This is a genomic window from Acidovorax sp. (assembly GCF_034519795.1).
Lineage (GTDB): Bacteria > Pseudomonadota > Gammaproteobacteria > Burkholderiales > Burkholderiaceae_C > Acidovorax.
Genome location: NZ_JAXHOB010000020.1, coordinates 376422 through 401688, shown reverse-complemented (window position 1 = coordinate 401688; position 25267 = coordinate 376422). Strand labels below are relative to the sequence as shown.

Annotated in this window: 20 protein-coding genes; 11 read left to right on the top strand and 9 right to left on the bottom strand. The window is 69.1% G+C overall.

Going from position 1 to position 25267, the window contains the following annotated elements; genetic code table 11:
* Positions 1-56: 56 nt before the first annotated feature.
* From U5N23_RS23050 to U5N23_RS23035, 4 genes are read right to left on the bottom strand one after another with little or no spacing between them, the layout of a single operon-like run.
* Positions 57-1316 carry an ArgE/DapE family deacylase gene (locus U5N23_RS23050; protein ID WP_322595054.1) on the bottom strand — a complete coding sequence of 420 codons (1260 nt, stop codon included), beginning with the start codon at positions 1314-1316 and terminating at the stop codon, positions 57-59.
* Positions 1313-3097, bottom strand: a complete 1785-nt coding sequence (uraD, locus tag U5N23_RS23045) for a 2-oxo-4-hydroxy-4-carboxy-5-ureidoimidazoline decarboxylase (RefSeq protein WP_322595053.1) — start codon at positions 3095-3097, stop codon at positions 1313-1315. Before uraD ends, U5N23_RS23050 begins: the two co-directional genes overlap by 4 nt.
* Positions 3098-3102: 5 nt before the next feature.
* Positions 3103-4074 carry an allantoinase PuuE gene (gene puuE, locus U5N23_RS23040; protein WP_322595052.1) on the bottom strand — a complete coding sequence of 324 codons (972 nt, stop codon included), beginning with the start codon at positions 4072-4074 and terminating at the stop codon, positions 3103-3105.
* A gap of 4 nt (positions 4075-4078) precedes the next feature.
* Positions 4079-4768 (bottom strand): GntR family transcriptional regulator, encoded by a 690-nt coding sequence (locus tag U5N23_RS23035; RefSeq protein ID WP_322595051.1) that lies wholly within the window; start codon positions 4766-4768, stop codon positions 4079-4081.
* Positions 4769-4858: 90 nt separating this feature from the next.
* Between U5N23_RS23035 and uraH the strand changes: the two genes are divergently transcribed.
* A complete protein-coding gene (gene uraH / locus U5N23_RS23030) occupies positions 4859-5209 on the top strand; it encodes a hydroxyisourate hydrolase (protein WP_322595050.1) in 351 nt (116 codons plus the stop codon).
* Positions 5210-5220: 11 nt separating this feature from the next.
* On the opposite strand, the gene U5N23_RS23025 is transcribed toward uraH, so the two are convergent.
* A complete protein-coding gene (locus tag U5N23_RS23025) occupies positions 5221-5706 on the bottom strand; it encodes a hypothetical protein (protein ID WP_322595554.1) in 486 nt (161 codons plus the stop codon).
* Positions 5707-5833: 127 nt separating this feature from the next.
* On the opposite strand from U5N23_RS23025, the gene xdhC reads away from it, so the two are divergent.
* The gene (gene xdhC, locus U5N23_RS23020) at positions 5834-6691 is read left to right on the top strand and encodes a xanthine dehydrogenase accessory protein XdhC (protein ID WP_322595049.1); all 858 of its coding nucleotides are present in this window, start codon (positions 5834-5836) and stop codon (positions 6689-6691) included.
* A 217-nt stretch (positions 6692-6908) separates the two neighbouring features.
* Positions 6909-8213 carry a urate hydroxylase PuuD gene (locus U5N23_RS23015; RefSeq protein WP_322595048.1) on the top strand — a complete coding sequence of 435 codons (1305 nt, stop codon included), beginning with the start codon at positions 6909-6911 and terminating at the stop codon, positions 8211-8213.
* A gap of 26 nt (positions 8214-8239) precedes the next feature.
* Here the strand turns inward: U5N23_RS23015 and U5N23_RS23010 are convergent, their stop codons facing one another.
* The gene (locus tag U5N23_RS23010; RefSeq protein ID WP_322595047.1) at positions 8240-10111 is read right to left on the bottom strand and encodes a phosphodiesterase; all 1872 of its coding nucleotides are present in this window, start codon (positions 10109-10111) and stop codon (positions 8240-8242) included.
* Positions 10112-10214: 103 nt separating this feature from the next.
* On the opposite strand from U5N23_RS23010, the gene U5N23_RS23005 reads away from it, so the two are divergent.
* Positions 10215-11567: a glycerate kinase gene (locus tag U5N23_RS23005; protein WP_322595046.1), complete on the top strand. Its 1353-nt coding sequence runs from the start codon at positions 10215-10217 to the stop codon at positions 11565-11567.
* Between the two features lie 30 nt (positions 11568-11597).
* Here U5N23_RS23005 and U5N23_RS23000 read toward each other — a convergent pair whose 3' ends face one another.
* Positions 11598-12635 carry a porin gene (locus tag U5N23_RS23000; RefSeq protein WP_322595045.1) on the bottom strand — a complete coding sequence of 346 codons (1038 nt, stop codon included), beginning with the start codon at positions 12633-12635 and terminating at the stop codon, positions 11598-11600.
* A gap of 231 nt (positions 12636-12866) precedes the next feature.
* On the opposite strand from U5N23_RS23000, the gene U5N23_RS22995 reads away from it, so the two are divergent.
* On the top strand, positions 12867-13490 hold the full coding sequence (locus U5N23_RS22995) for a Crp/Fnr family transcriptional regulator (RefSeq protein ID WP_322595044.1): 624 nt from the start codon (positions 12867-12869) through the stop codon (positions 13488-13490).
* A gap of 163 nt (positions 13491-13653) precedes the next feature.
* Positions 13654-15765 (top strand): diguanylate cyclase domain-containing protein, encoded by a 2112-nt coding sequence (locus U5N23_RS22990; RefSeq protein WP_322595043.1) that lies wholly within the window; start codon positions 13654-13656, stop codon positions 15763-15765.
* A gap of 6 nt (positions 15766-15771) precedes the next feature.
* Here U5N23_RS22990 and xdhB read toward each other — a convergent pair whose 3' ends face one another.
* Positions 15772-18198 carry a xanthine dehydrogenase molybdopterin binding subunit gene (gene xdhB, locus U5N23_RS22985; protein ID WP_322595042.1) on the bottom strand — a complete coding sequence of 809 codons (2427 nt, stop codon included), beginning with the start codon at positions 18196-18198 and terminating at the stop codon, positions 15772-15774.
* Positions 18195-19691: a xanthine dehydrogenase small subunit gene (gene xdhA, locus U5N23_RS22980; RefSeq protein WP_416208654.1), complete on the bottom strand. Its 1497-nt coding sequence runs from the start codon at positions 19689-19691 to the stop codon at positions 18195-18197. The genes xdhB and xdhA overlap by 4 nt, the downstream gene beginning before the upstream one ends.
* A gap of 267 nt (positions 19692-19958) precedes the next feature.
* Between xdhA and U5N23_RS22975 the strand changes: the two genes are divergently transcribed.
* The 5 genes from U5N23_RS22975 (at position 19959) to U5N23_RS22955 (ending at position 25244) form a co-directional block, all read left to right on the top strand.
* A complete protein-coding gene (locus U5N23_RS22975; RefSeq protein ID WP_322595040.1) occupies positions 19959-20630 on the top strand; it encodes a GntR family transcriptional regulator in 672 nt (223 codons plus the stop codon).
* Between the two features lie 90 nt (positions 20631-20720).
* Complete coding sequence (locus U5N23_RS22970; RefSeq protein ID WP_322595039.1) at positions 20721-21356, top strand: flavin reductase family protein; 636 nt, start codon at positions 20721-20723, stop codon at positions 21354-21356.
* A gap of 220 nt (positions 21357-21576) precedes the next feature.
* Positions 21577-22509, top strand: a complete 933-nt coding sequence (locus U5N23_RS22965) for a LysR family transcriptional regulator (RefSeq protein WP_322595038.1) — start codon at positions 21577-21579, stop codon at positions 22507-22509.
* A 79-nt stretch (positions 22510-22588) separates the two neighbouring features.
* Positions 22589-24178 (top strand): ABC transporter ATP-binding protein, encoded by a 1590-nt coding sequence (locus tag U5N23_RS22960; protein WP_322595037.1) that lies wholly within the window; start codon positions 22589-22591, stop codon positions 24176-24178.
* On the top strand, positions 24171-25244 hold the full coding sequence (locus U5N23_RS22955; RefSeq protein WP_322595036.1) for an ABC transporter permease: 1074 nt from the start codon (positions 24171-24173) through the stop codon (positions 25242-25244). The genes U5N23_RS22960 and U5N23_RS22955 overlap by 8 nt, the downstream gene beginning before the upstream one ends.
* The last annotated feature ends 23 nt before the right edge of the window (positions 25245-25267 follow it).

The window sequence follows — 25267 nt, the reverse complement described above, 5'->3', positions numbered from 1 at the left end:
TGTAGGTCGGGTCGGCATGGCGGTTGGACTCCACGCCATGCCGATCTGTAAGCGAGTTATGCGAGCAAGTCCTTCAAGGTGCGCGCGATCACCTTGGTCGCGCGGCGCAGGTCCTGCAGGTCCAGCCGCTCATCGGCGCGCTTGGCATGCGATTCGAGCACGGTGCGCGGGCCGGCGCCGTAGATCACGCCGGGAATGCCGCGTTCCACGTACAGGCGCACGTCGGTGTACAGGGGCGTGCCCAGGGCGGGCACGGGCTCGCCCAGCAGCTCCTGCGCGTGCTTCTGGATGGCATCGACCAGCGGCTTGTTGCCGGCCAGCGGCGTCATGGCGTTGGCCAGCAGCAGGCGGCGAATGTCCACCGAGATGCCGGCGCGCTCGGCCGCTGCCTGCTCGATCACGCGGCGGATGTTGGCTTCCACCTCCACCGGGTTCTCTTCGGGGATCATGCGGCGGTCGAGCTTGAACGTGACCTTGCCGGGCACCACGTTGGTGTTGGTGCCACCCTCGATGCGGCCCACGTTCAGGTAGGGGTGCTTGATGCCGGCCACGTTGGAGGTGACCTTCAAGTATTCCTGGTTCTGCGCGTACAGCGCGTTCAGGATGTGCACGGCGCCCTGCAGCGCGTCCACGCCGGTGTGGGGCACGGCGGCATGGGCCATCTTGCCGTGCACCGTCACCTCCATCTGCAGGCAGCCGTTGTGGGCGGTGACCACTTCGTACGAGAAGCCGGCCGCGATCATCAGGTCCGGCTTGGTCAGGCCCTTTTCGAGCAGCCAGCCCGGGCCGAGTTCGCCGCCAAACTCTTCGTCGTAGGTGAAGTGCAGCTCCACCGCGCCATGCGTTGGCTTGGCCACGGCTTCGAGCGCGCGCAGCGCAAAGGTGAAGCTGGCGAAGTCGCTTTTGCTCACGGCGGTGGCGCGGCCGTACATCTTGCCGTCCACGATTGCGGCGCCGTAGGGGTCGTGCGTCCAGCCTTCGCCGGGGGGCACCACGTCGCCGTGGGCGTTCAGGGCGATGGTGGGGCCCTTGCCGTCACTGCTGCCGAACTTGCGGCGCACGATCAGGTTGGTGATGGACTCCATGCCATAGGCCTGCACGTCGGCGGCAGGCACGGCGTGCTTTTCGGCCTCGTAGCCAAAATCACGCAGCAGCTCGGCCGTGCGCTCGGCGTGGGGCGCGTTGTTGCCCGGGGGCGTGTCGGTGGGCACGCGCACCAGCGCCTGCAGGAACTGCACTTCCTCGTCGAAATGCTGGTCGATCCACGCGTCCAGGGCGCTGTAGGTGGAGGTCAGTGGAGCGGTGGTGGCGGTCATGCGGGGGTTTCCTCGGCGATCTGGTTCAGGACATGCGTGAAGGCGTCCACGGCCAGTTGTATGTCGTTGTTGGTGGTGGATTCGAGCGGGTTGTGGCTGATGCCCGCGTTGAGCCCGCGCACGAAGAGCATGGCCTGCGGCATGATTTCGTGCAGCTTCATCGCGTCGTGCCCGGCGCCGCTGGGCATGCGGAACACGGGCACGCCCAGGGCGTCCACGGCGCGTTCCCAGCGGTGCTGCCAGGCGGGGGCGCTGGGGGCAGCGGCGGCGCGCATCGATTCTTCCAGCGTGTAGCGCATGCCGCGGCGCGCGGCAATCTGGCCCAGTTGGTCGATCACGTCCTTGACCAGCGCATCGCGCTGCGGGTCGGTGGGGGCGCGCAGGTCCAGGCTGAACTGGCAGCGGCCCGGCACCACGTTGATGGAGCCGCCGGGCACATTGAGCAGCCCGATGGTGCCCACCGAGTCGCCGTCCTTCGCGGCGCGCTGCTCGATGTACAGGGCCAGCTCGGCCACGGCCACGGCGGCGTCGCGGCGGCGGTCCATGGGGGTGGTGCCGGCGTGGCTGGCCATGCCGACCATCTCGCCGATGTAGCGCACGCCGCCATTGATGGAGGTGACCACGCCCAGCGGCAGGTCCAGCTCGTTGAGCACCGGGCCCTGCTCGATGTGCACCTCGATGAAGCCCAGGTACTGGGCTGCGTCGCGCTGCAGCTTGGGGATGTCGGCGATGCACAGGCCGGCATGCTCCATGGCGGCGCGCATGGTCACGCCGTCGGCGTCCTTCTGGTCCAGCCAGGCGGGGTTGAAGTGGCCGATGAGCGCGCCCGAGCCGAGGAAGGTGGCCTTGTAGCGCTGGCCTTCTTCCTCGGCAAAGCCGATGACCTCGATGCCGAAGGGCAGGCGCTTGCCGGCGCGGTGCAGCTCGCGCACGCAGGCCATGGGCACGAAGATGCCCAGGCGCCCGTCGTACTTGCCGCCGTTGCGCACCGTGTCGTAGTGCGAGCCGGTCATCAGGTACTTGGCCTGGGCTGCACCGGGGGCAGGGTGGTAGCGGCCCACCACATTGCCCACGGCGTCGATCTCGACTTCGTCGAAGCCGCAATCACGCATCCAGTGGCTGATGCGCTGGGCGCAGGCGCGGTGCGCGTCGGTGAGGTAGGTGACGGTGAGCTGGCCCTTCTCGGCAAAGCCGGGGTCGGAGTGCTGGGCCAGGGTCTCCTGCCAGTCCCACACGTCGTTGCCCAGCACGGGCTCGGCGCCGAACTTGTCGTTCAGGCGGATCTCGGCAATGCGGTGGATGTTGCGCAGCGCCTCGGCCAGCTCGAAGTCGGGGTGGTTGTCGAGCCGGCGCGCAAAGGTGGCGATGATCTCCTGCCGTGGCAGGCCCGCGCCGCGCGGCCCGCGCACCGCCAGGATGAAGGGGAAGCCGAAGCGCGTGTTGTAGTCCGCATTGAGCTGCTGGATGCGCGCGAACTCCTCGGGCGTGCACTGGGCCAGGCCCGCCTTGCTCTGCTCGTTGGTCGATTCGGCCGTGAGGCTGTTGGCCACCATGGCCTTGCCCGCGAGCTCGGGGTGGGCGCGGATCAGCGCCAGCTGCGCATCCTGCGGCGCGGTGCGCACGGCGTGGGCCAGCGCGTGGCGCAGGTGCGCCAGCGAGCGAAAGGGGCGCTGGGCCAGGGCCTGCTCGGCGATCCAGGGCGAGTGCTCGTACACGCCGTCCAGCCATTGCAGGGCATCGGCCGGGGTGGCGGCGTTGAGTTGGTCAAGGGTGAGTGCCATGGTGGTCAGGCCTTGCTGCTGGTGACAGCGGTGTCGTTGAAGGGGTGTACCTGGGCCCAGTGGCGCGCGATGTCGACGCGGCGCGCCACCCACACCTTGTCGTGCCGGGCGATGTGGTCCAGAAAGCGCTGCAGCGCCGTGATGCGGCCGGGGCGGCCGAGCAGGCGGCAGTGCATGCCGATGCTCATCATCTTGGGCGCGTTGTCGCCATCGGGGTCGCCTTCGGCGTACAGGGCGTCGAAGGTGTCCTTGAGGTATTGGTAGAACGGGTCGGCATGCGAGAAGCCCTGGGGCAGGGCAAAGCGCATGTCGTTGCAGTCCAGCGTGTAGGGCACGATGAGCTGGGGCGCCACGCTGCCGTCGCTGCGCTGCACCTTCATCCAGAAGGGCAGGTCGTCGCCGTAGTAGTCGCTGTCGTACTCGAAGCCGCCGAAGTCGGCCACCAGGCGGTGGGTGTTGGGGCTGTCGCGCCCGGTGTACCAGCCGGTGGCGCGCTGGCCGGTCATGCGCTCGATGATGGCCATGGCCTCGGCCATGTGGGCGCGCTCCACCTCTTCGGGGATGTGCTGGTAGTGGATCCACTTGAGGCCGTGGCAGGCGATCTCGTGGCCGGCCTGCACGAAGGCCTGGGTCAGCTCGGGGTGGCGCTGCAGCGCGCTCGACACGCCGAACACGGTGAGCGGCAGGCCGCGCTTGTCAAACTCGCGCAGGATGCGCCACACTCCGGCACGCGAGCCGTATTCGTAGATGCCCTCCATGCTCATGTGCCGCTCGGGGTAGCTGGCGGGGTTGAACATTTCCGACAGGAACTGCTCGGAGCCCGCGTCGCCATGCAGGGTGGCGTTTTCGCCGCCCTCTTCGTAGTTGAGCACGAACTGCACGGCAATGCGCGCCTGGCCGGGCCACTGCGCATGGGGCGGGTTGCGGCCGTAGCCGACGAGGTCGCGGGGGTAGGGTTGGGTGGCGTCGTAGATCATGGTGTCAGTGGACTTGCGAAGCGGTCACGGGGGCGAGCGCCATGGCCAGGTCGCTGGCGGGGCGCTTGCGGTCGAAGGTCAGGCTGGCCTCGACATGTTCGAGGTGCGACTGCATGAGGGCCACGGCATGGTCTTCATCGCGCTCGGCCAGCGCCGTCACGATCTCGCCATGCTCTTCGTGCGAGTGCTCGGCGGCGCTGGCCGACTGGTACATCAGCGTGATCAGCGCGCAGCGCGAGATCAGATCGCCCAGCAGGTGGGCCAGCACCTCGTTGCCCATGAGCTCGGCCATGCGCACGTGAAAGTCGCCCAGCAGCTCGGTGCGGCTGCTGGCATCGGCCGTGCCCATGGCGGCCTTCTCGCTGGCCACATGGGCACGCAGGGCCTTGATCTTGGCGGGGGTGACGCTGCGCACGAAGGCGCGGGTCATCTCGGTCTCCAGCATGCGGCGCACGGCGAACACCTGGCGCGCCTCTTCGACCGACGGGGTGGAGACGAAGGCACCGCGCGCGGGCTCCAGCGTGACCAGCTTGTTCTGCGCCATCTGGAACAGCGCCTGGCGCACCAGCGTGCGCGATACGCCAAAATGGTCGGCAAGCTTCTGCTCGGCGAGCTTGGTGCCCGGCTGCAGGCGGTGTTCAACGATGGCGCGGGTCAACGCCTCGACGATGGCACTGGTGGATGAAGATTCCATGGCGACATGATAGGAGGATTGGCCAAAAGTGTATACACTTTTAGTCTACAGGTCGCATTTTTACGGCCTCCATCCTTCAGGAGATTCCCTATGGGCTTGAGCACACATGTTCTGGACACGATGCACGGCTGCCCCGCCGCCGGCATGGAAGTGGCCCTGTATTCCACCCACGGCGACGCCGCCACGCTGCTGCAGCGCCTGGTGCTCAACCACGACGGCCGCACCGATGCGCCGCTGTTCGACAACGCCAGCCTGCGCGCTGGCACCTACCGGCTGCGCTTCGACGTGGCGGGGTACTTCAAGGCCAAGGGCGTGCAGCTGCCCGAGCCGAACTTTCTGAACCAGGTGAACCTGGACTTCGGCATTGCGCACGAAGACCAGCACTACCACGTGCCGCTGCTGGTGAGCCCGTGGAGCTACTCGACCTACCGGGGCTCCTGATTAATTCTTGATCAGTCCTGGCCTTCGGTGAGGGTGTCGAGCTGGAACTTGCCGCTCTTGTGCCACAGCCAGGTGTCGGTGTAGGTGACCTTGCCCAGGCGGGTGGGCACGGGGAACGGGGCGGCGGCCCGCACGGTGCGCTCGATCTCCTTGACCACCTCGGGCGCATGGCGCGGGGCGCGCAGCCAGTTCAGCCGCGAGACCTTGCCGGTGCGGTCGATGTCCACTTCGAGCACGCCAATGGCATACAGATGCGCAGGCAGCCGGCCCTTGAAGATGCGCTCGGCGTTCAGGCCGTAGACGTGGGTGGCACCATCTTGCCGGTAGGCGCGGGGCGTGGCGGCGGCAGAGGCCCGGGCGGAGCCGGCAGAGGCCGGCACGGGGCCCCGGACGGTGGAGGTATCGGTGGTGGTGCTGGTGGGTGGGCGGCTCTCTGGCGCCAAGGGGGGTTCTGGAGTGCCTTTGCAGGCTGCGACCAGGGCGGCGCCCGCGGCCATGATGCCTGCCAGCAGCCAGTGGCCGCGCTTGCCGGGGTTGCTTGGGGGCGGGGTAACGGACATGGTGGGCTTTGTGTAGGTGGCTACGGCCGCTGCAATAGGCAGTGGCACCGGGCATTTCGAAAGGATGGCGGTGACGGATTTGCGTTTGCTGCTGGAGGGCCTTGCGGCTGCTCCGGCGTGTCTGGTCAGGGTGGAGTCTACCCAAGGGTCCGTGCCGCGTGAATCCGGGGCCTGGATGGCCGTGTTCGCCGACCGGTTGGTGGGCACCATCGGCGGCGGGCACCTGGAGCACCAGGCGATTGCCGAGGCGCGCCGCCGCCTGGCGCTCGCGCAGGCGAGCGACCCCGCACCTGTGCGTTTTGCACTGGGGCCGGCGCTGGGCCAGTGCTGCGGCGGGGTGGTGCACATCGTGTTCGAGCGGGCGTGCGCTGCCGACGTGCCGGCCCTGGCTGCGCGCCTGGCGCCCCGCTTGCACCCCGTGGCGCTGTTCGGTGGCGGCCATGTGGGTCACGCCCTGGCCCGCACGCTGGCGCCGCTGCCCTTTGCGCTCACTTGGATCGACAGCCGCGACGGGATTTTTCCGGACACGCTGCCGCCCAATGTGCACTGCGAGCATTCCGAGCCCGTGCAGATGGCCGTGCCCACGCTGGCACCGGGCTCGCGCGTGCTCATCATGAGCTTCAGCCACGCCGAGGACCTGGACGTGGTGGCCGCGTGCCTCAAGCGCCAGCGCGAGCGCGGCGACCTGCCCTTCATCGGGCTCATCGGCAGCAAGACCAAGTGGGCCACCTTCACCAGCCGGCTCACGGCGCGCGGCTTCAGCCCGAGCGAGCTGGCGCATGTGACCTGCCCCATCGGCGTGCCGGGCATCCCCGGCAAGGAGCCCGAGGTGATTGCCGTGGCGGTTGCGGCACAACTCTTGCAATCAGTGGCGGCAGTGCAGGCTGTGGCAAATCCGCTGCAAGGGTATTCCCAGGCCTGATTGCTACCTTACAGACTGGAATTGAGAACAGTTTTTGCATACACTTTCACCCGGGATCTGGCAGGCCGTTGCGGCACCGGTCCCATGGGTCGCAGCGGTGCCCCGGCAAACCTGGTTTGCCATGGTGCGCGACCCCATCTTCTGCTCAGAGCGCCCGCAGTGGTGAGCAGGTTGTTCAGGCGGTGTGTCCCCCCACGCCGCCAAGGTTGAGAAAAAAATGGAACACTACCTTCTCGACTGGGCCAACCTGCTGTTGCGCTGGGTCCACGTCATCACCGCCATCGCCTGGGTTGGCTCGTCGTTCTACTTCGTCTTTCTGGACAGCAGCCTCACGCCGCCCGAAGACGAGGACCTGAAAAAGCAGGGCGTGAGCGGCGAGCTCTGGGCCGTGCACGGCGGCGGCTTCTACCACCCGGTCAAGTTCGCCGTCTCCCCGCCCGAGCTGCCCAAGCACCTGCACTGGTTCTATTGGGAAAGCTACAGCACCTGGCTCAGCGGCTTTGCGCTGTTCACGGTGTCTTACCTGTGGAGCGCGGGCACCTACCTGATCGACAAGTCGCGCATGGACTGGGCGCCGCCGGCGGCCATTGGCGCGGCGCTGGCCTTCCTGGTCGTGTTCTGGCTGCTGTACGACGGCATCTGCCGCATCTTCGGGCAAAAGAAGAATGGCGACGCCATCGTCGGCGGTCTGGTGCTGGTGCTGGTGTGCATCGCCTCGTGGCTGGCCTGCCATCTGTTCGCCGGGCGCGCGGCCTTTTTGCTGGTGGGCGCGATGATCGCCACCTCGATGAGCGCCAACGTGTTCTTCTGGATCATTCCCGGCCAGCGCACCGTGGTGCGCCAGATCCGCACCGGCCAGAAGGTGGACCCGATCCACGGCAAGCGCGGCAAGCAGCGCAGCGTGCACAACACCTACTTCACGCTGCCGGTGATCTTTGCGATGCTGAGCAACCACTACAGCTTTCTGTGGAGCCATGCGCAGAACTGGCTGGTGCTGATCGTCATGATGTTCGCGGGTGCCGCCATCCGCCAGTTCTTCGTGATGCGCCACGGCTACAAGCTCGGCCGCAACCCGAACCCGCTGCCCTATGCCCTGGTGGGCGTGGTGGCCTTGCTGGGCGCCATTGTCTGGATGCGGCCGGCACCGGTGGCTGCACCGGTGGCTGCCGCCAAGCCGGCGGCGGTTACAGCGCCTGCGGTCACCGGGGCTCCTGCAGCCTCGCAGGCTGCGCCTGCAGCCGCAACCCCGGCTGCAGCAGCCCCCGCTGCAGCGGGCGCCGGTGGCGAATTCGCCGCCGTGCAGACGGTGCTCGAACAACGTTGCTACCTGTGCCATGGCGCCCAGGTGCAGATGAAGAACCTGCGCCTGGATTCGCCGACCCTGGTCAAGCAGCATGCCCAGGCGGTGTACCAGCAATCGGTGGTGCAAAAGCTCATGCCCATGAACAACGCCACGCAGATGACCGACGCCGAGCGCGCGCTGATCGGGCGCTGGTTCCAGGACGGGGCGAAGGTGCCCTGATGCTGCGCTGAGCCCGGCGCAGCCTCTCAGGCTGCGAGCACGCTCTGCAACGCGCGCAGCGCGTTGTGCGGCGGCCCGGGCAGCTCGCCGCCGTGCAGCACCACGCCGGTGGATGCCAGCTTGGCCTCGTGCTTGGCCACGGCGGCCAGGTTGGCCACCTCTTCGGCGTGGCGGTAGATGCCGGGCTGTATGCGCACCGCGCCGATGGCCAGCGTGGTGCACGGAAAGAAGCGGCGCACGCCGTGGCGGTCTTCCGCATGGATGCCGCCTGCCGCGCGCGCGCCGTCGTCGAACAGGGTCAGCGCTTCGCGCGCGAACTCGTCCACGATGTTCTTGCAGCGCTGCAGCCAGTTGCTGCTCTGGAAGATCAGCATGAAATCATCGCCCCCCACATGGCCCACGAAGTCACGGCGTGGATCGCAGTGCGTGGTGGCCAGGCGCGCCACCAGGCGAATCATCTGGTCGCCGCGCCAGTAGCCGTAGTGGTCGTTGAAGGGCTTGAAGTTGTTCAGGTCGGCATAGCAGGCGACGAACTCGGTGCCGCTCTCCAGCAGGCGCTGCATGTGCATGCTGATGGGGATGTTGCCGGGCAGAAAGGTCAGCGGGTTGGCATGGCGCGCGGCCTCGATGCGCGTCTCGGTCACGGCGCGCACCAGCTGGTCGCCGGTGCCCAGGCCCACGTAGCGGCCGTTGTCGGTGACGATGTAGCCGTCGCTCAGGTAGCGCTGGTCCTGCGAGGTGAGGATGCCCACGAGCTGGTCCACGTCGCAGTCGAGTTCCACCACGCGGGGCGTGCTGTTGGCAAAGCCGATGCAGGGCTTGCGGCCATGCACTTCGCGAAAGTACAGCGTGGCGTAGTGGTTCATGAACTGCTGGCGGTTGATCAGCGCCACCGGGCGTGCGCCATCGACCACCGCCAGCGCATGCAGGTCCACCCGCTCCTGCAGCAGGGCGGCCACTTCGTCGTTGGTGGAGGAGGGCGTCACGGTGGGCGCCTGCACCACCAGCAGGCTGCGCAGAATGCCCGGGCGCGCCGTCTGGCCCAGGTGCGGCAGCACTGCCACGCGGCGGTCCTGCAGCACGTCGAGCGCCGGGCCGTCGATCGCTTCGCGCGGGGTGCGGGCAGGGCGGCCCAGCACCCAGCCCTGGCCGTAGGGGATGGCCAGGTCGCGCAGCGCGCGCAGGTCGTCGCGCGTCTCGATGCCCTCGGCGATCAAGGTCGTGCCGAACACGTCGGCAATGCCCTTGATGGCCTGCAGCATCTGCAGGTTCTCGGGGTGCTCGCTGATGTCGTGGATGAAGTAGCGGTCGATCTTCACGAAGTCGGGCTTGACCTCGGACCACAGGCGCAGGCTGGAGCGCCCGTCGCCGAAATCATCGAGCGCCAGGCGCGCGCCGCAGGCATGCACCTCGCGGATGGCCTCGCGCAGCGCCGGCATGTCGGTCACGCGTTCGTGCTCGGTGATCTCGAACACCAGCATGCGCGCGCTCACGCCGAAGCTGCGCACCGCCTCGCCCAGGCGGCGCTCGCCGCACAGCTCCACGGCGTGGACCAGTGCATCGGCGCTGATGTTCACGAACAGCCGGCCGGGGGCACCGTGGTCGCCCCAGTCGCGCAGCGCCGTGAAGACGCACACCAGCTCGAAATCCAGCAGCAGGCCCTCGCGCCGCGCCAGGTCCAGCAGCACGTCGGGGGTGTGCAGGGCCGAGCCCTCGGGGCCCCGGATCAAGGCCTCATGGGCGAAGATGCTGCCTTCGCGCAGGTCCCCGAGCGGCTGGAAAACGCAGTACAGGCCGTCACTGCGCATCAGCCGCGCCAGCGGTCCCGACCCCAGCCGCGCCGCAGGCGACAGCAGCGCCAGCATGCGGTCGAGACGTTCTTGCTTGGGATGCGCCATGGTTGCAATTTGTCACTTCTAGGGGGTCCACCATACCGGCTGGCCGTGACAGTTGCGTTACAGCGGCTTCGGGTTTCCACTGGTTCGCCCGAGGCCGCGCACAATGGGCTCCATGTCCGAAACTTCTTCTTCCCAAGCCGGCGGGTTGCCCGATTTCCACACCGATCCGCGCGGCTTTCTGCGCGGCCTGTTCGACGTTGCCGTGCGCAGCGCCCAGCCCCTGCACGGCATGCGTGCCTGGCTGCCCGCGCCGCCCCGCGGGCGCACCCTGGTGCTGGGGGGCGGCAAGGGCGGTGGGGCGATGGCCCAGGCGCTCGAAGCCCTGTGGCCGCACGATGCGCCGCTGTCGGGCCTGGTGGTCACGCGCTACGGCCACATCCCGCCCCGGCCCGAGGGCCTGGCGCAGCGCATCGAGGTGGTCGAGGCCGCGCACCCCGTGCCCGATGCCGCCGGCGCGGCCGCCGCACAGCGCCTGCTGGACCTGACCGCAGGCCTGACGGCCGACGACCTGGTGCTGTGCCTGATCTCGGGCGGGGGCTCCTCGCTGCTCACCCTGCCGGGCGAGGGCCTGACGCTCGAAGACAAGCAGCGCATCAACCGCGCCCTGCTGGAGAGCGGGGCCGACATCGCCGAGATGAACTGCGTGCGCAAGCACCTCTCGCGCATCAAGGGCGGGCGGCTGGCGGCGGCCTGCGCGCCGGCGCGCGTGGTCACGCTGACCATCAGCGACGTGCCGGGCGACGACCCCTCGGTCATCGCCAGCGGGCCCACCGTGCCCGATGCGACGACCTGCGCCGATGCGCTGGGCATCCTCGCACGCTACGGCATCGCGCTGCCGCCGCAGACCCAGCAGGCGCTACGCGACGGGGCGCTGGAAACCCCCAAGCCCGGCGATGCCGTGTTCGATGGCCACGCGGTGCACCTGGTGGCCACGCCCTGGCAGGCGCTGGAGGCGGCCGCCGCGGCGGCGCGCGCGGCGGGCGTGGATGCCGTCATCCTCTCGGACGAGATCGAAGGCGAGTCGCGCGAGGTGGGCAAGGTGCACGCGGCCATGGCGCGCTCTGTGGCGCGCCGGGGCCAGCCGTTCACCAAGCCCTGCGTCATCCTCTCGGGTGGCGAGACCACGGTCACGGTGCGCCCGCGCGCGCCCGGCACCCCGCGCGGGCGTGGCGGACGCGCCGGTGAGTTCTGCCTGGGGCTGGCCAAGGCGCTGCAGGGCGAAGCGTCGGTCTGGGCCCTGGTTGCCGATACCGACGGCATCGACGGCGTGGAGAACAACGCGGGGGCCTTCGTGGTGCCCGACACCCTGCACCGCGCCCACGCGGTGGGCGCCGACATCGAAGACGCCCTGCAGCGCAACGACGCCTGGGGCTACTTCGCGGCCCTGGGTGACCTGCTGGTCACCGGGCCCACGCACACCAATGTGAACGACTTCCGCGCGATCCTGGTGCTGTAGCTTGCCAGGGCCGCTTGCGCGGCCCTGGGGTCAGAACCTGTGGCGGATTCCCAAGCCGAAGCTGTTGCCGGTGGTACGGGCGGTGATGCGATCGTTCATCAGCATGGCGTACAGGTCTGTGCGCTTGGACAGGAAGTGGTCGTAGCCCAGCGTGAAGGTCTTGCGCGAGACGTCGGTGGCCGTCATTTCGGTCCGGGCCCATGATGCGAGCACCTTGCCGGTGCTGAACACCGGCACGGACACGCCCAGTTGCAGCGTCTTGGCCTTGTTGGCGGTGTTGTCGGCCTTGGCCTGGCCGTAGCTGGCAAACGCCTTGACCACGGTGAAGTCGTAGGCGCCGCCCAGCATCCAGTCGCTCTTGGTGGTGCCCAGGTAGGTGCTGGGCACGGCGGGGTTGCCGACCTGGTCGCGTTCGTAGAAGCCGGTGAGCGTGAGCGGCCCGTTGAAGTACAGCGCGTTCAGGCCGATGTTCTTCTTGCCGTTGTCATTGGCGACCTCGCCCACCTGGTAGTGCGCGTTCACTGTGAGCCCGCCCAGGCTGGGCGTGCTGTAGATGATTTCGTTGGACCAGCCGGTGTCCGAGGGCGTGGTGGCCGTCCAGCCGGTGCCGTTGAACAGAGGCACGTTCATGTGCAGGATCAGCGGCGCGAAGGTGAACGAATCGCCCAGCGGGTTCGACAGGATGGAGGGCAGGAAGTTGGGCGCCAGGCCCCGGCCCACCGTCACCGTGCCGAAGCCGCCCGACAGGCCCACGTTGGCATCGCGCGAGAAGAAGGTGTCGTTCACGAAGCGGCCCTGCACGCCGCTGTCCACCTTGATGAACGAGGTCAGCGCGAAGTTGGCCTTGAGGCCGCCGCCGAGGTCTTCGGTGCCCTTGACGCCGAACCACGAGGTGGTCATGCCGCCGCTGTTGAGCACCGTCGCGCGGCCGGCATCGCCGGCGTTGCGCAGGGAGCCGACGAACACGTCGGTCAGGCCCATCAGCTGGACCGAGCTCTGGGCCTGGGTGGCTGCGCTGGCGCACAGCAGGGCGCCACCGAGTGATAGGGCAATCAGGTTTGTTTTCATTGTGTACTCCTGGGGGTGAAGAAAGGGCCGGAAATCCGGCACAGGGCTCTGGTACCGGCCGCATGCCGCACCATGGTGCGCGGGCGGAACCAGCCGGCCGGGTTTGCAAGTTCCATGCCCCTGGCCGAACAACTGCTTACAGAAAACGGACGCCGGGCCGAGGCCGCGCCTGTGGCGCCGGTTTGATCTTGCTCAATGCGCTCCACGGCACCGCGCGGCACAGTTCGGGCCATGCTGCCCACTTCGCTTTTCTCCCTGCCTGCTCAGGTCCAGATCGCTGCGGCCGGTGACGTGCTGCGCCACCGCCACCAGACCCTGGCCACCGTGGCCCACCTGGAGCGCGGGCGGGTGCTGCTGGGGGTGTGCGAGCACGGCCAGATGCGCCACCAGCTCGGTGTGGTGGAGGCGCCGTTCTGGCTCGACGCTGCCTCGGCGCTGCTGGGCGAGCCCTGCGCCATGGACATGGTGGCCCAGACCCCTGTGCACCTGCGCCATGTGTCGGTGGAGGCCTTTCGCAGCCACTGCGCCGAGCTGCCGCCCGCCGTGCAGGCCCTGCTGCGCAACATGGCCACGGGCTACCAGCAGCAGTCGGGCCTGGCCGTGAGCCGCCTGGCGCAGGACGCCCAGGCGCGCTGCGCCCAATGGCTGCTGCAGAACGCCGAGCCCGACACGGGCGGCGCGATGAGCGTCACCTTGCACCAGCGCAAACGGCTCATCGCCGCCCAGCTGGGCATCGCCCCCGAGACCTTCTCGCGCGTGATGCGCCACCTGCGCGAGCACGGCCTGGTCGCGGGCACCGGCAACGTGCTCAGGTTGCCGCAGCCGATGGCGCTGCAGTCCGTGGCGGGCGGCTGACTCAACTCCACTAGGGTTTTTCCTTGGGGCGATGTGAGGGTTCCACCCAAGCCCGGGCGGGCGGGTGCTGCGTATATTTGTTGGAAGCCCTGTTGTTTCCTACAGCTTCCATGCCTGCCTCCTTCATCGTCCGTACCTGCAGCCCTCCAGACCGGGACAGCGCATGACGCCACCCGCCAACCCCGTCGCTGCTGCGCAAGAGCCTGCCTGGAGCCTGCCGGGCTCTCTGGTGCTGCGGCTGATGGCGGTGGCGGCGCTGGTGATGGTGCTGGCCAGTGCGGCATCGGTGTGGCTGGTATCGCGTGCCGCAGGCCAGGAGGCCATGCGCCGCGTGGTCGGCCAGCAGACCGATGAGGTGGAGGTGGTGGCACGGCTGTTGGCCAGCAAGATCGAGCAGAGCCAGAAGGTGCTGCGCACGGTGGCACAGGGCATCACCCCGGCCATGCTGGAGTCGCCGTCGTCGCTGGACTGGCTGCTGCAGCAGGGCCTGCCCGCGGTGGGCTTCTTCGACGCCCTGCACGTCGCCCGCAAGGACGGTGAGCTGCGTCTCAACATCCGCGCGGGCCAACTGGTCAAGGCGGCCGATCTGGACCCGTCCGAGCGCGATGCCCTGCGCCGCACGCTGATCGACGGCAAACCGCAGGTGTCGGAGTTGATTGCCGGGCGCACCAGCGATGCGCGCATCCTGTTCACGCTGCCGCTGCACAGCGAGGAGGGCGCCGTGCTGGGTGTGGTGGCCGGGGCGCTCAGGCTGCAGTCGCAGGGCCTGCTGCCGCAGTCCATGGCGCTGCCGGCGCGCGATGATTCGCGCCTGGTGGTCTTCACCCGCGACGGCACCATCCTCTCACACACCGACCCCGCGCGCATCATGGGCCAGGTGCGCGACGAGCCGGGCCTGGCCCCCGTGTTCGCCGAGTGGCTGCGCCGTGCGCAGCCGGTGGTCGGGCGCGGGGTCACCGAGGTGCAGCCCGAGCACATCGTGAGCGTGGCCGGCATGCCGCTGCCGCAGTGGTTCGTGGCCCGGGTCAGCAATTCGCAGGCGCTGCTGGCGCCGCTGCAGGGCGCCCAGCGCGATGCCTGGTGGCTGGCCGCGGCGGTGATTGCGCTGGGCGTGCTGCTGCTGGCCGTGGCCATGGCCTGGATGGCCCAGCCCCTGGCCCAGCTGTGGCGGGGCGCGCAGCAGCTGCTTCGGCATGATTCCCGGGGCCCCGTCGAGTGGCCCGGTGGCCGGGGCGAGGTGGGCGCGCTGGTGCGGGTGTTCGACGGGCTGGCGCAGCAAAAGCGCCAGCAGGACCACCTGCACGCGCTGCTGCACGGGCAGTTCCAGGCCATCCTGGAGAACGCCTCGGTGGGCATCGTCATCACGCGCCACGGCATTCTGGAAGTGGTGGGGCGCCAGGCCTGCCTGATGCTGGGCTATGCCGAAAGCGAGCTGCAGGGCCGGCCGGCACGCACGCTGTACGGCTCGGACGCCGACTACGCCCGCCTGGGCGAGCGTGTGCAGTCGGCCTTTGCGGCGCATGGCACCTTCGATGGCGACGTGTGCTTTGTGCGCAAGGACGGCAGCCCGGTCTGGGCCCGCGTGCAGGGCCGCAAGGTGGACTCCGAGGCGCTGGGCGGGGGCACCGTGTGGATGCTGGAGGACATCACCGCCGCGCGCGAGGCGCAGTACCAGCAGGCCTGGGAGCTCACGCACGACGCCCTCACCCAGTTGCACAACCGCTCGGCCTTCGACCACCGGCTGGCCCTGCTGCTGGCCGAGCGCTCGGCACGCACGCGAACCAACGGTGCACCGGGCGCATCGGACGCACCGGTGGACGATGCGCCCGACGACGGGGTGGTGCTGTTCCTCGACCTCGACCATTTCACGCTGGTCAACGACGTGGCCGGCCACGATGCGGGCGACGACGTGCTGCGCCACGTGGCGCGGCTCATCGAGACCCAGGTGCGCCAGGTGGGCTGGTCTGCGCGCCTGGGCGGCGACGAGTTCGCCGTGGTGCTGCCCGGCTGCCCGCTGGCGCGCGGCCAGGCCGTGGCCGAGCAGCTGCGCGCCACGGTGCAGGCCTGGGAGCCGTCCTACCAGGGCCGCAGCTTCACACTGGGCGTGAGCATCGGCCTGGTGGTGCTCGACGCCCACCTGCACGATGTGGCCTCGGTGCTGAATGCGGCCGACATGGCCTGCTACGACGCCAAGCGCGCCGGGCGCAACCGGGTGGAGACGCGCCACGCGCGCGACATGACATCGTCCGGTCGCATGGCGCTGGGGCCGTATTGATGCCCGTCAGCCGCTGACCTTGCCCAGCGCCCGCAGCACGTTCTCGGCCGTGGCGGGCGCGGTCAACTGTACCGGCGCACGCTCGTTCTCGCCTGCGCCGCGCGCAGCCGCCACGGCATTGCGCAACGCCTCGTAAACGCTGATGGCCAGCATGAAGGGGGGCTCGCCCACGGCCTTGCTGCCGCCCACGTTGTCCTCGCGGTTGGCCTCGGGCCACAGGCTCACGCGGAAATGCGCGGGGATGTCGCCCGTGGCCGGGATCTTGTAGGTACTGGGGGCGTGCGTCGCCAGGTAGCCCTTGTCGTTCCACACCAGTTGCTCGGTGGTGAGCCAGCCCATGCCCTGCACAAAGCCGCCCTCGATCTGCCCGATGTCGATGGCCGGGTTGATGCTGTGGCCCACGTCGTGCAGGATGTCCACGGCGATCACGCGGCTCTCGCCGGTCAGCGTGTCGATCACCACCTCGGTGCAGGCCGCGCCGTACGAGAAGTAGTAGAACGGCCGGCCCGTGAGCGTGGTCTTGTCGTAGTGGATCTTGGGCGTGCGGTAAAAGCCGTCGCTCCACAGCTGGATGCGGTTGGCATAGGCCTCCTTGACCACGTCGTCGAAGGCGCGCACCTTCTTGGGCGAGATCACCTGCCCGCCCGCGAACTGGATGGCGCCCGCGCCGCAGCCATCGAGCCCGCAGACATAGGCCGCCAGGTTGTCGCGCACGTGGCGCGCGGCGAACTGGGCCGCGCGGCCGTTCAGGTCGGTGCCGCTCGATGCGGCAGTGGCGCTGGCGTTGGGCACCTTGCTGGTGTCGCTGGCCGTGACCAGCACGCGCTGCAGCGGCACGCCCAGCTCGTCGGCCACGATCTGCGCCACCTTGGTGTGCAGGCCCTGGCCCATTTCGGTGCCGCCGTGGTTCACCTGCACGCTGCCGTCGGTGTACACATGCACCAGCGCGCCGGCCTGGTTGAACAAGGTGGCCGTGAAGCTGATGCCGAACTTGACCGGCGTGATCGCCAGGCCGCGCTTGAGCACCGGGTTGGTGGCGTTCCAGGCCGCGATGGCGGCCTGGCGCTCGCGGTAGTGGGCGTCGCGCTCCAGCTGGGGCATGAGCTCGTGCAGGATGTTGTCCTCCACGGTCATCTGGTAGTGGGTGACGTTGCGGCCCTCGGATTCATCACGGCCGTAGAGGTTGCGCAGGCGCACGTCCTGCGCATCCAGCCCCAGGGCGCGTGCGATGTCGCCCAGGATGGCCTCGATCACGATCACGCCCTGCGGGCCGCCGAAGCCGCGGAACGCCGTGTGGCTCTGGGTGTTGGTCTTGCAGCGGTAGGAGGCGATCTCCACGTCGCTCAGGTAGTAGGCGTTGTCGCTGTGGAACACGGCGCGGTCGGCCACCGGGCCCGACAGGTCGGCCGAGAAACCGCAGTTGGCCGCCATGTGCAGGTTCAGGCCCGTGATGCGCCCCGTGCCGTCGAAGCCCACGTCGTAGCGGTAGGCGAACGGGTGGCGCTTGCCGGTGACCATGAAGTCCTCGTCCCGGTCCAGGCGCAGCTTGATGGGCCGGCCCAGCTTGTGCGCCGCCACGGCGGCCCACACGGCCAGGTGGCCGGCCTGCGTCTCCTTGCCGCCAAAGCCGCCGCCCATGCGCCGGCACTCCACGCGCACCGCGTGGTTGTCGATGCCCAGGGCATGCGCCACCCAGTGCTGCACCTCGCCCGGGTGCTGGGTGCTGGAATACACCCACCGCTGTTTCTGCTCCAGCGGCATGGCATAGGCGATCTGGCCCTCCAGGTAGAAGTGCTCCTGCCCGCCGACTTCGAAAGTGCCTTCCAGGCGGTGCTCCGAGCCGGCCAGGCCGGCCGCAGCATCGCCGCGGCGCACAAAAACGGGGGGCAGCACATAGCTTTCGGCCGCCAGCGCGTCCTGCACCGTGAGCACGGCCGGCAGCGGCGTGATGTCGAGCTTCACGGCGCGCACGGCGCGGCGCGCCTGCATCACCGTGTCGGCCACCACCAGGCCGATCACCTGGCCGATGTGCTGCACCGTGTCCATGGCGAACACCGGCTCGTCGTGCGCAAAGGCGGCCAGCATCTTGTCGCCCGGCACGTCAGCCGCCAGCACCACGCCGCGCACGCCGGGCAGGGCCAGGGCGGCGCTGGCGTCCACGCCGTTCAGGCGCCCGTGGGCCACGGTGGAGAGGATGGGCGAGGCATAGAGCGTGCCCTTGATCTCGGGCAGGTCGTCGATGTAGTGGGCGGCACCGGCCACCTGGGCGCGTGCGCTTTCGTGGATGTGCGAATGGCCCATGGCCCGCAGGGCTGCGGGCGGGGTGGCCGTCAGCGGCGTCGCCACGGGCTGGTCGGCATGCGCATCGGCCTGCGCCACCACCGGATCGTCCACGGCGTCGCGGCTCAGGGGAGAGGGGTCACGCTGGTTCATACGCTGGCCTCCAGTCGGAAATTTTCCACGCTCACCGCGTCCTGGCCCTGGCTTTCGAGCCAGAAGCGCTGCAGCAGGCTGGCCAGCACGGTGCGCCGGTAGGCGCCGCTGGCGCGCATGTCGGAGATGGGGTTGAACTCGGCCTGCAGGGCGTCGGCCGCCTTCTGCACGGTCTCGGCCGACCAGGGCTGGCCGGTGAGGGCGGCTTCGGCCTGCCGCGCGCGTGCCGGCGTGGCGGCCACGCCACCGGCGCCGAGGCTGGCGCGGCGCACCACGCCGGCCTCGATGTCCAGGTTGATGACCAGGCACACGGCGGAGATGTCGTCGTCGAAGCGCTTCGATATCTTGTAGGCCCGCAGGGCCTCGGTCACGCCCGGCCGTGGCACCACGATGCGCACCAGCAGCTCATCGGCCGCCATCACGTTCTGGCGGTAGCCGGTGTACAGGTCTTCCAGTGCCAGCGTGCGCTCGCCGCGCGTGCTGGCCAGCACGACCTGGGCGCGCAATGCGATCAGCAGCGGCATGGAGTCGCCGATGGGCGAGCCATTGGCGACATTGCCGCCCAGCGTGCCCGAGTTGCGCACCGGCAGGCCTGCGAAGCGTGTGGCAAAGCTGTGCAGCTGCGGCCACTGGCGCGTGAGGGCGGCAAAGGCATCGGTCAGCGATACCGCTGCGCCGATGGTGATGCGCTGCGTGTCTTCATCGAGCTGCAGCAGCTCGGCCGTGCGCGTCACGTCCAGGATCTGCGCGTACTGCTTGTGCATCTTGGTGACCCACAGGCCCACATCGGTGCAGCCGGCCACCACCTGGGCACCGGGGTGCGCAGCGCGTGCGGCGAGCAGGGCGGGCAGGGTGGTGGGGGCCAGGTAGGCCGTGCCGTCGGCCGCCGGTGCCTGCAACTGGGCCAGTTGGCGCAACACCTGCGCCTCATCGACGGCCACGGGGGGCAGGGCGGCCATCTGCTGGGCGGCGTCGAGGATGGGGCGGTAGCCTGTGCAGCGGCACAGGTTGCCCGAGAGTTCTTCCTGCGCCAGCTCGCGCGTGATGGGCTGGCCGTGGCAGACATGGTTCTGGTACATGCCGAACAGGCTCATCACGAAGCCCGGCGTGCAGAAGCCGCACTGCGAACCATGGCACTGCACCATGGCTTCTTGCGCGGGGTGCAGGGCGATGGCTTTCTCGGCCGCCGCGGCCGGGCCGGCGGGGCGGATCAGCGGGTCTTCGGCCAGGTCTTCCACGGTCCACAGCGCCATGCCGTCCACCGAGTGGGCCAGGCGGATGCAGCTGTTCACGGCGCTGTAGTGCAGCTTGCCGCCACGCTCCTCGCCCAGCACCACCGTGCAGGCTCCGCAGTCGCCTTCGCCGCAGCCTTCCTTGGTGCCGGTGCAGCCCAGGTCCTCGCGCAGTACCTCCAGCAAGGTGCGGTCGGGCGGTACGTCGTGCAGCGCCGCGGGCTGGCCGCGGCGGATGAAGCGAAGAGGTCGGTGGGTCATCGTCATGCGTGGGGTGCTCAAAAACGGGCAAATCGGTCAGAACCAGAGCGTATGCGCGCCTGCAACAGACCGCATATGCCAGAGCGTATAACGAGGATGCCTGCCGCGCTATGACTGCGCGCCCATCGGGGGCAAAAAAGGCCGCTGCCCCACACCCCGTGGGGGCCGGCCGGCTGCCGTGACACCGGGGCGGCTGGCTACACTGGCGCGCACACCGCACCCTTGCAGCTTTCCACCGTCGCACGCCACCGCGCCCCCTTTCTGCCCATGCCCGCCGCAACGCCTTCCCGCCCACCCGCCGCCACCCTGGACCAGCCGGTGTACGAGGCCGTGCTCGACGCCGTCATGCACGGCCGGCTGCGCCCCGGTGAGCGCCTGGGCGAGCCCGCGCTGTGCGAGCGCTTCGGCGTGAGCCGCACGGTGGTGCGCCAGGCCCTGCACCGGCTGGCCGAGCTGCGCATCCTGGACATCGTGCCCAACAAGGGCGCGATGGTGGCCCGGCCCGGCCCGAAGGAGACGCGCGACATCTTCGCCGCGCGCCGCGTGATCGAGGCCGGCATCGTGCGCATGTTGGCTGCGCGCATCACGCACGGCGAGCTGCAGCGCCTCAAGCAGCGCATGCGCGCCGAGCACGAGGCCCTGCACCAGCAGGACCATGCGCGCTGGGTGGCGCTGGCGGGTGGCTTTCACCTGGCGCTGGCGGAACTGTCGGGCAATGCCGAGCTGCAGCGCATCCTGTCGGAGTTGATGACGCGCTGCTCGCTCATCGTCGCGCTGTACGAGGCACCCGGCGAATCCACCTGCGAGCACGAGGAGCACGAGCAGCTCGTGGAACACCTGGCCCTGCGCGATGGCGCCGCCGCCGCCGACGCCATGGACCGCCACTTGCTGGCGCTGGAGGCGCGCCTGTCTCTGCCGGAAGAGCTGCCGCAGGGCTGATTGCGAAAATCGTATACGATCTGTGCGATGTCGATCTGAATCAACGGCATGTTCTAAAATTTCGTATACGATTTATTCAAGCGCGGCGCCATGGACATCGACTTCTCGCAGATAGACGCCTACCAGCGCTACAAGCTCATGGCCAGCCTGATCGTGCCGCGCCCCATCGCGTTGATCACCACGCTGGGCGAAGACGGCACGGTGAATGCCGCCCCGTTCAGCATGTTCAACATGCTGGGCGAGGACCCGCCGGTGGTCATGGTCAGCATCAACCGCCTGAAGGACGGCCTGCTCAAGGACACGGCGGCCAACATCCTGCGCACCGGTGAGTTCGTGGTGCACATCACCGACGAAGCCATGGCCGCGCAGATGCATGCCTGCGGCGACAGCCTGCCGCCTCACGAGAGCGAGCTGGCGCATGCCGGCCTCACGCCCGTGCCGTCGCGCAGCGTGGCGCCGCCGCGCATCGCCGAGGCGCCCGTGGCCTTCGAATGCGTGCTGCACGAAACGCTGGAGACCGCCAGCCGCTACGTCTTCATCGGCCGCGTGCAGTGGCTGGGCGTACGCGAGGGCCTGGTGGACACCGAACGCTGGCGTGTGCGCCTGCAGGATTTCCATCCCGTGGGGCGCTTCGGCGCCAGCTTCTACGTGAAGACCGGCGAGCGCTTCGCCATCGGCGCGGACACGCCCGCGCAGGCCCGCAGCACCGCCATCGACGAGATCTGAGCGCCATCGCGAGGCGGTAGCCGCACTGCGCGGGGCTTGACCGCGGGCCTGCGGTCCTGCACAGGGATTTCCAGGGGCACGGCGCTGGGGGTGTGCGGTGTACAGTGCGCCGACACTTTTTCCCCCACCCCACCCGCGCCCCCACTCCCCACACCGCGCAGCGCAGCCCTCGCGCACAGCGGCATACGTGATGGCGTATGACAAGAATGCAGGCCCCTGTATGCGAGACCACGCCCTTTTCGACAAGATAGACCTCCATCTCATAAGGGTCTTGCACACCGTGTTGACTGAACGCAGCGTATCGAGGGCAGCCGTCCGCCTGGGCATGCACCAGCCGGCGGTGTCGGCCGCGCTCAAGCGGCTGCGCGACCTGGCGGGCGATCCGCTGCTGGTGCGCTCGGGCGCCAGCATGATGCCCACCGACGCCGCGCTGCGCATGGTGGAGCCGGCGGCGGCCATCCTGCGCTCGGCCGAGGCCCTGTTCTCCGATGCGCGCGGCTTCGATCCGCGCACCGCCACGCGCACTTTCCGCGTGGCCGCCAGCGACTACCTGGACCCGTTCTTCCTGCCCCAGCTCGTGGCGCGCATCAAGGTCGAGGCGCCGATGTGCCCGATCGAGATCCTGCCGCTGTCGGGCGACACGCACTACCACGCCCACCTGGCGCAGGGCGATGTGGACGTGGTCATCGGCAACTGGCCGCAGCCCCCGGACGACCTGCACATGGGGCGCCTGTTCGGCGACGAGGTGGTGTGCCTGGTCAGCCGCGACCACCCCGCCGTGCGCCGCGGCTGGGACGCCGAGAGCTGGCTGGCCGCCGAGCACATCGCCCCCACGCCCACCCACCCGGGGGCGCGCGGCGTGATCGACGTGCACCTTGACGGCCTGGGCCTGGCGCGCAACATCACGGCGCGCTGCGCGCACTTCAGCGCCATACCGCACATCGTGGCATCGAGCTTGCTTGTGCTGACCACCGGGCGCCAGTACTGCGAGCGCTATGTCGGCCACCTGCCGCTGGCCATCTTGCCAGCCCCCGTGGAGTTTCCGCGCCTCATGTACTACCAGCTGTGGCACGCCCGCACGCACCACTCCGCCGCCGCCGTGTGGCTGCGCGACTGCGTGAAGGCGGTGGCCGCTTCGCTACGAAAAGAATAGCTTCGCGTTCATGCTGAACAAGCGATGGCAGGCAGTTTCAACCCCATAACGACCCACAAACTGAGAGACAATCCACCGCATGAGTTCACCACCTCTTTCCAATGCCCCGGGCTTGGCGCCCCGGCTGCAGCTCACAGGCATCACCAAGCGCTATCCCGCCGTGGTGGCCAACAGCGGTGTCTCGCTCACGGTGCAGCCGGGCGAGATCCATGCCGTGCTGGGCGAGAACGGCGCGGGCAAGTCCACGCTGATGAAGATCATCTACGGCTCGGTCAAGCCCGATGAGGGCAGCGTGCACTTCAACGGCCAGGCCGTGCAGGTGCGCAACCCGCAGGAGGCGCGGGCCCTGGGCATCGCCATGGTGTTCCAGCACTTCAGCCTGTTCGATACGCTGACCGTGGCCGAGAACGTCTGGCTGGGCCTGGACAAGAGCCAGGACCTGGCGGAGGTGACCCAGCGCATCACCGCCAAGGCTGCCGAATACGGCCTTGACATCGACCCGCTGCGCCCGGTGCACACGCTCAGCGTGGGCGAGATGCAGCGTGTGGAGATCATCCGCGCACTGCTCACCAACCCCAAGGTGCTGATCCTCGACGAGCCCACCTCGGTGCTCACGCCCCAGGCGGTGGAAAAGCTCTTCGTGGTGCTGCGCAAGCTCGCGTCCGAGGGCTGCAGCATCCTCTACATCAGCCACAAGCTGCACGAGATCCGGGCGCTGTGCACCGCCTGCACCGTGCTGCGCGGCGGCAAGGTCACGGGCGTGTGCAACCCGGCCGAGGAGTCGAACGCCTCGCTCTCGCGCCTGATGATCGGCGCCGAGCCGCCGGCGCTGGAACACCGCACCGTGCAGACCGGCGCCACCGTGCTCAACGTGCAGGGCCTGTCGCTGCCGCGTGCCGACCAGTTCGGCGTGGACCTGGTGGACCTGGCCTTCGAGGTCAAGGCCGGCGAGGTGGTCGGCATTGCCGGTGTCTCGGGCAATGGGCAAAAGGAATTGCTCTACGCGCTGTCGGGTGAAGACCAGCGCGCCGAGCCGGCCAGCATCCAGGTGTCCGGCCAGAACGCCGGCCGCATGGGCCCGAGCCGCCGCCGCGCGCTGGGCCTGCATTTCGTGCCCGAGGAGCGCCTGGGCCGTGGCGCCGTGCCCACCATGGGCCTGGCGCACAACCTGCTGCTCACGCGCACCAATTCGGTGGCGGGCAGTGGCTGGATCAAGGTGGGTGCGCTCGAATCGCATGCGCGCGCCATCATCGAGCGCTTTCACGTCAAGGCCGGCGGGCCGCATGCGGCGGCCAAGTCGCTGTCGGGCGGCAACCTGCAGAAATTCATCGTGGGCCGCGAGATCGATGCCAAGCCCCGGCTGCTCATCGTCTCGCAACCCACCTGGGGCGTGGACGTGGGCGCCGCCGCGCAGATCCGCGGCGAAATCCTGGCGCTGCGCGATGCCGGCTGCGCCGTGCTCGTGGTCAGTGAGGAGCTGGACGAACTGTTTGAAATCTGCGACCGCCTGCATGTCGTGGCCAAAGGCCACCTCTCGCCCTCGGTGCCGCGCGCCGAGGCCACCGTGGAACGCATCGGCGAATGGATGAGCGGGCTGTGGCATGCCGACGTGCAGGGCCACCTGGCGCAGGCGGCTGTGGCCGCTGGCGGGGAGCACCACCATGCTTAAGCTCGAACCGCGCCCCCAGGCTTCGCGCCTCTGGACCTTCGGCTCGCCGCTGCTGGCGCTGGCCTTTACCGTGCTGATCGGGATCATCCTCTTCGCTGCGCTGGGCAAGGACCCCGTGCGTGCGCTGCAGATCTTTTTCTGGGAGCCGGTCAAGACGCCCTACGCCATCGGCGAGCTGATGGTCAAGGCCACACCGCTGCTCTTGATCGCGCTCGGCCTGGCGGTGTGCTTTCGCTCCAACGTCTGGAACATCGGTGCCGAAGGCCAGTTCGTCATCGGTGCCGTGACCGCCGGTGGTGTGGCGCTGCTGGCCGACAAGACCACCGGGCCCTGGATCGTGCCCGCGATTCTGCTGGCCGGCGTGCTCGGCGGCATGGCCTGGGCGGGGCTCACGGCCCTGCTGCGCGACAAGTTCAACGCCAGCGAGATCCTGGTGAGCCTGATGCTGGTCTACGTGGCCACGCTGGTGCTCGGCTACCTGGTCTATGGCCCGTGGAAGGACCCCATGGGCTACAACTTCCCGCAGACCAAGACCTTCGAGCGCGTGACCCAGATCCCGCGCCTGATGCAGGGCTCGCGCGTGTCCATCGGCCTGCTGCTGGCCCTGGCCGGCGCGGCCGCGCTGTGGGTGTTTCTGTTCCGCACCCGCGCCGGTTTTGCCCAGCAGGTGGGCGGGTTGGCGCCGGCGGCCGCGCGCTATGCGGGCTTCTCGTCGCGCCGTGCGCTGTGGGTGGCGCTGCTGATCTCGGGCGGGGCCGCAGGCCTGGCCGGCGCGCTCGAAGTGGCCGGCCCCATCGGCCAGCTCACGCCCTACGTGCCGGCGGGCTACGGCTTCGCGGCCATCATCGTCGCCTTCGTCGGGCGGCTGCACCCGGTGGGCATGGTGCTCTCGGCCATTTTGATGAGCATGTTCTACATCGGTGGCGAGCTGGCGCAATCGCGCCTGGGCCTGCCCAAGTCGCTCACCGGCGTGTTCCAGGGCCTGCTGCTGTTCACGCTCCTGGCCTGCGATACGCTGATCGCGTACCGCGTGCGCTGGGTCGGCACGAAAGGGGTGAAGGCATGAACCACCCCCACACCCTCTGCGTG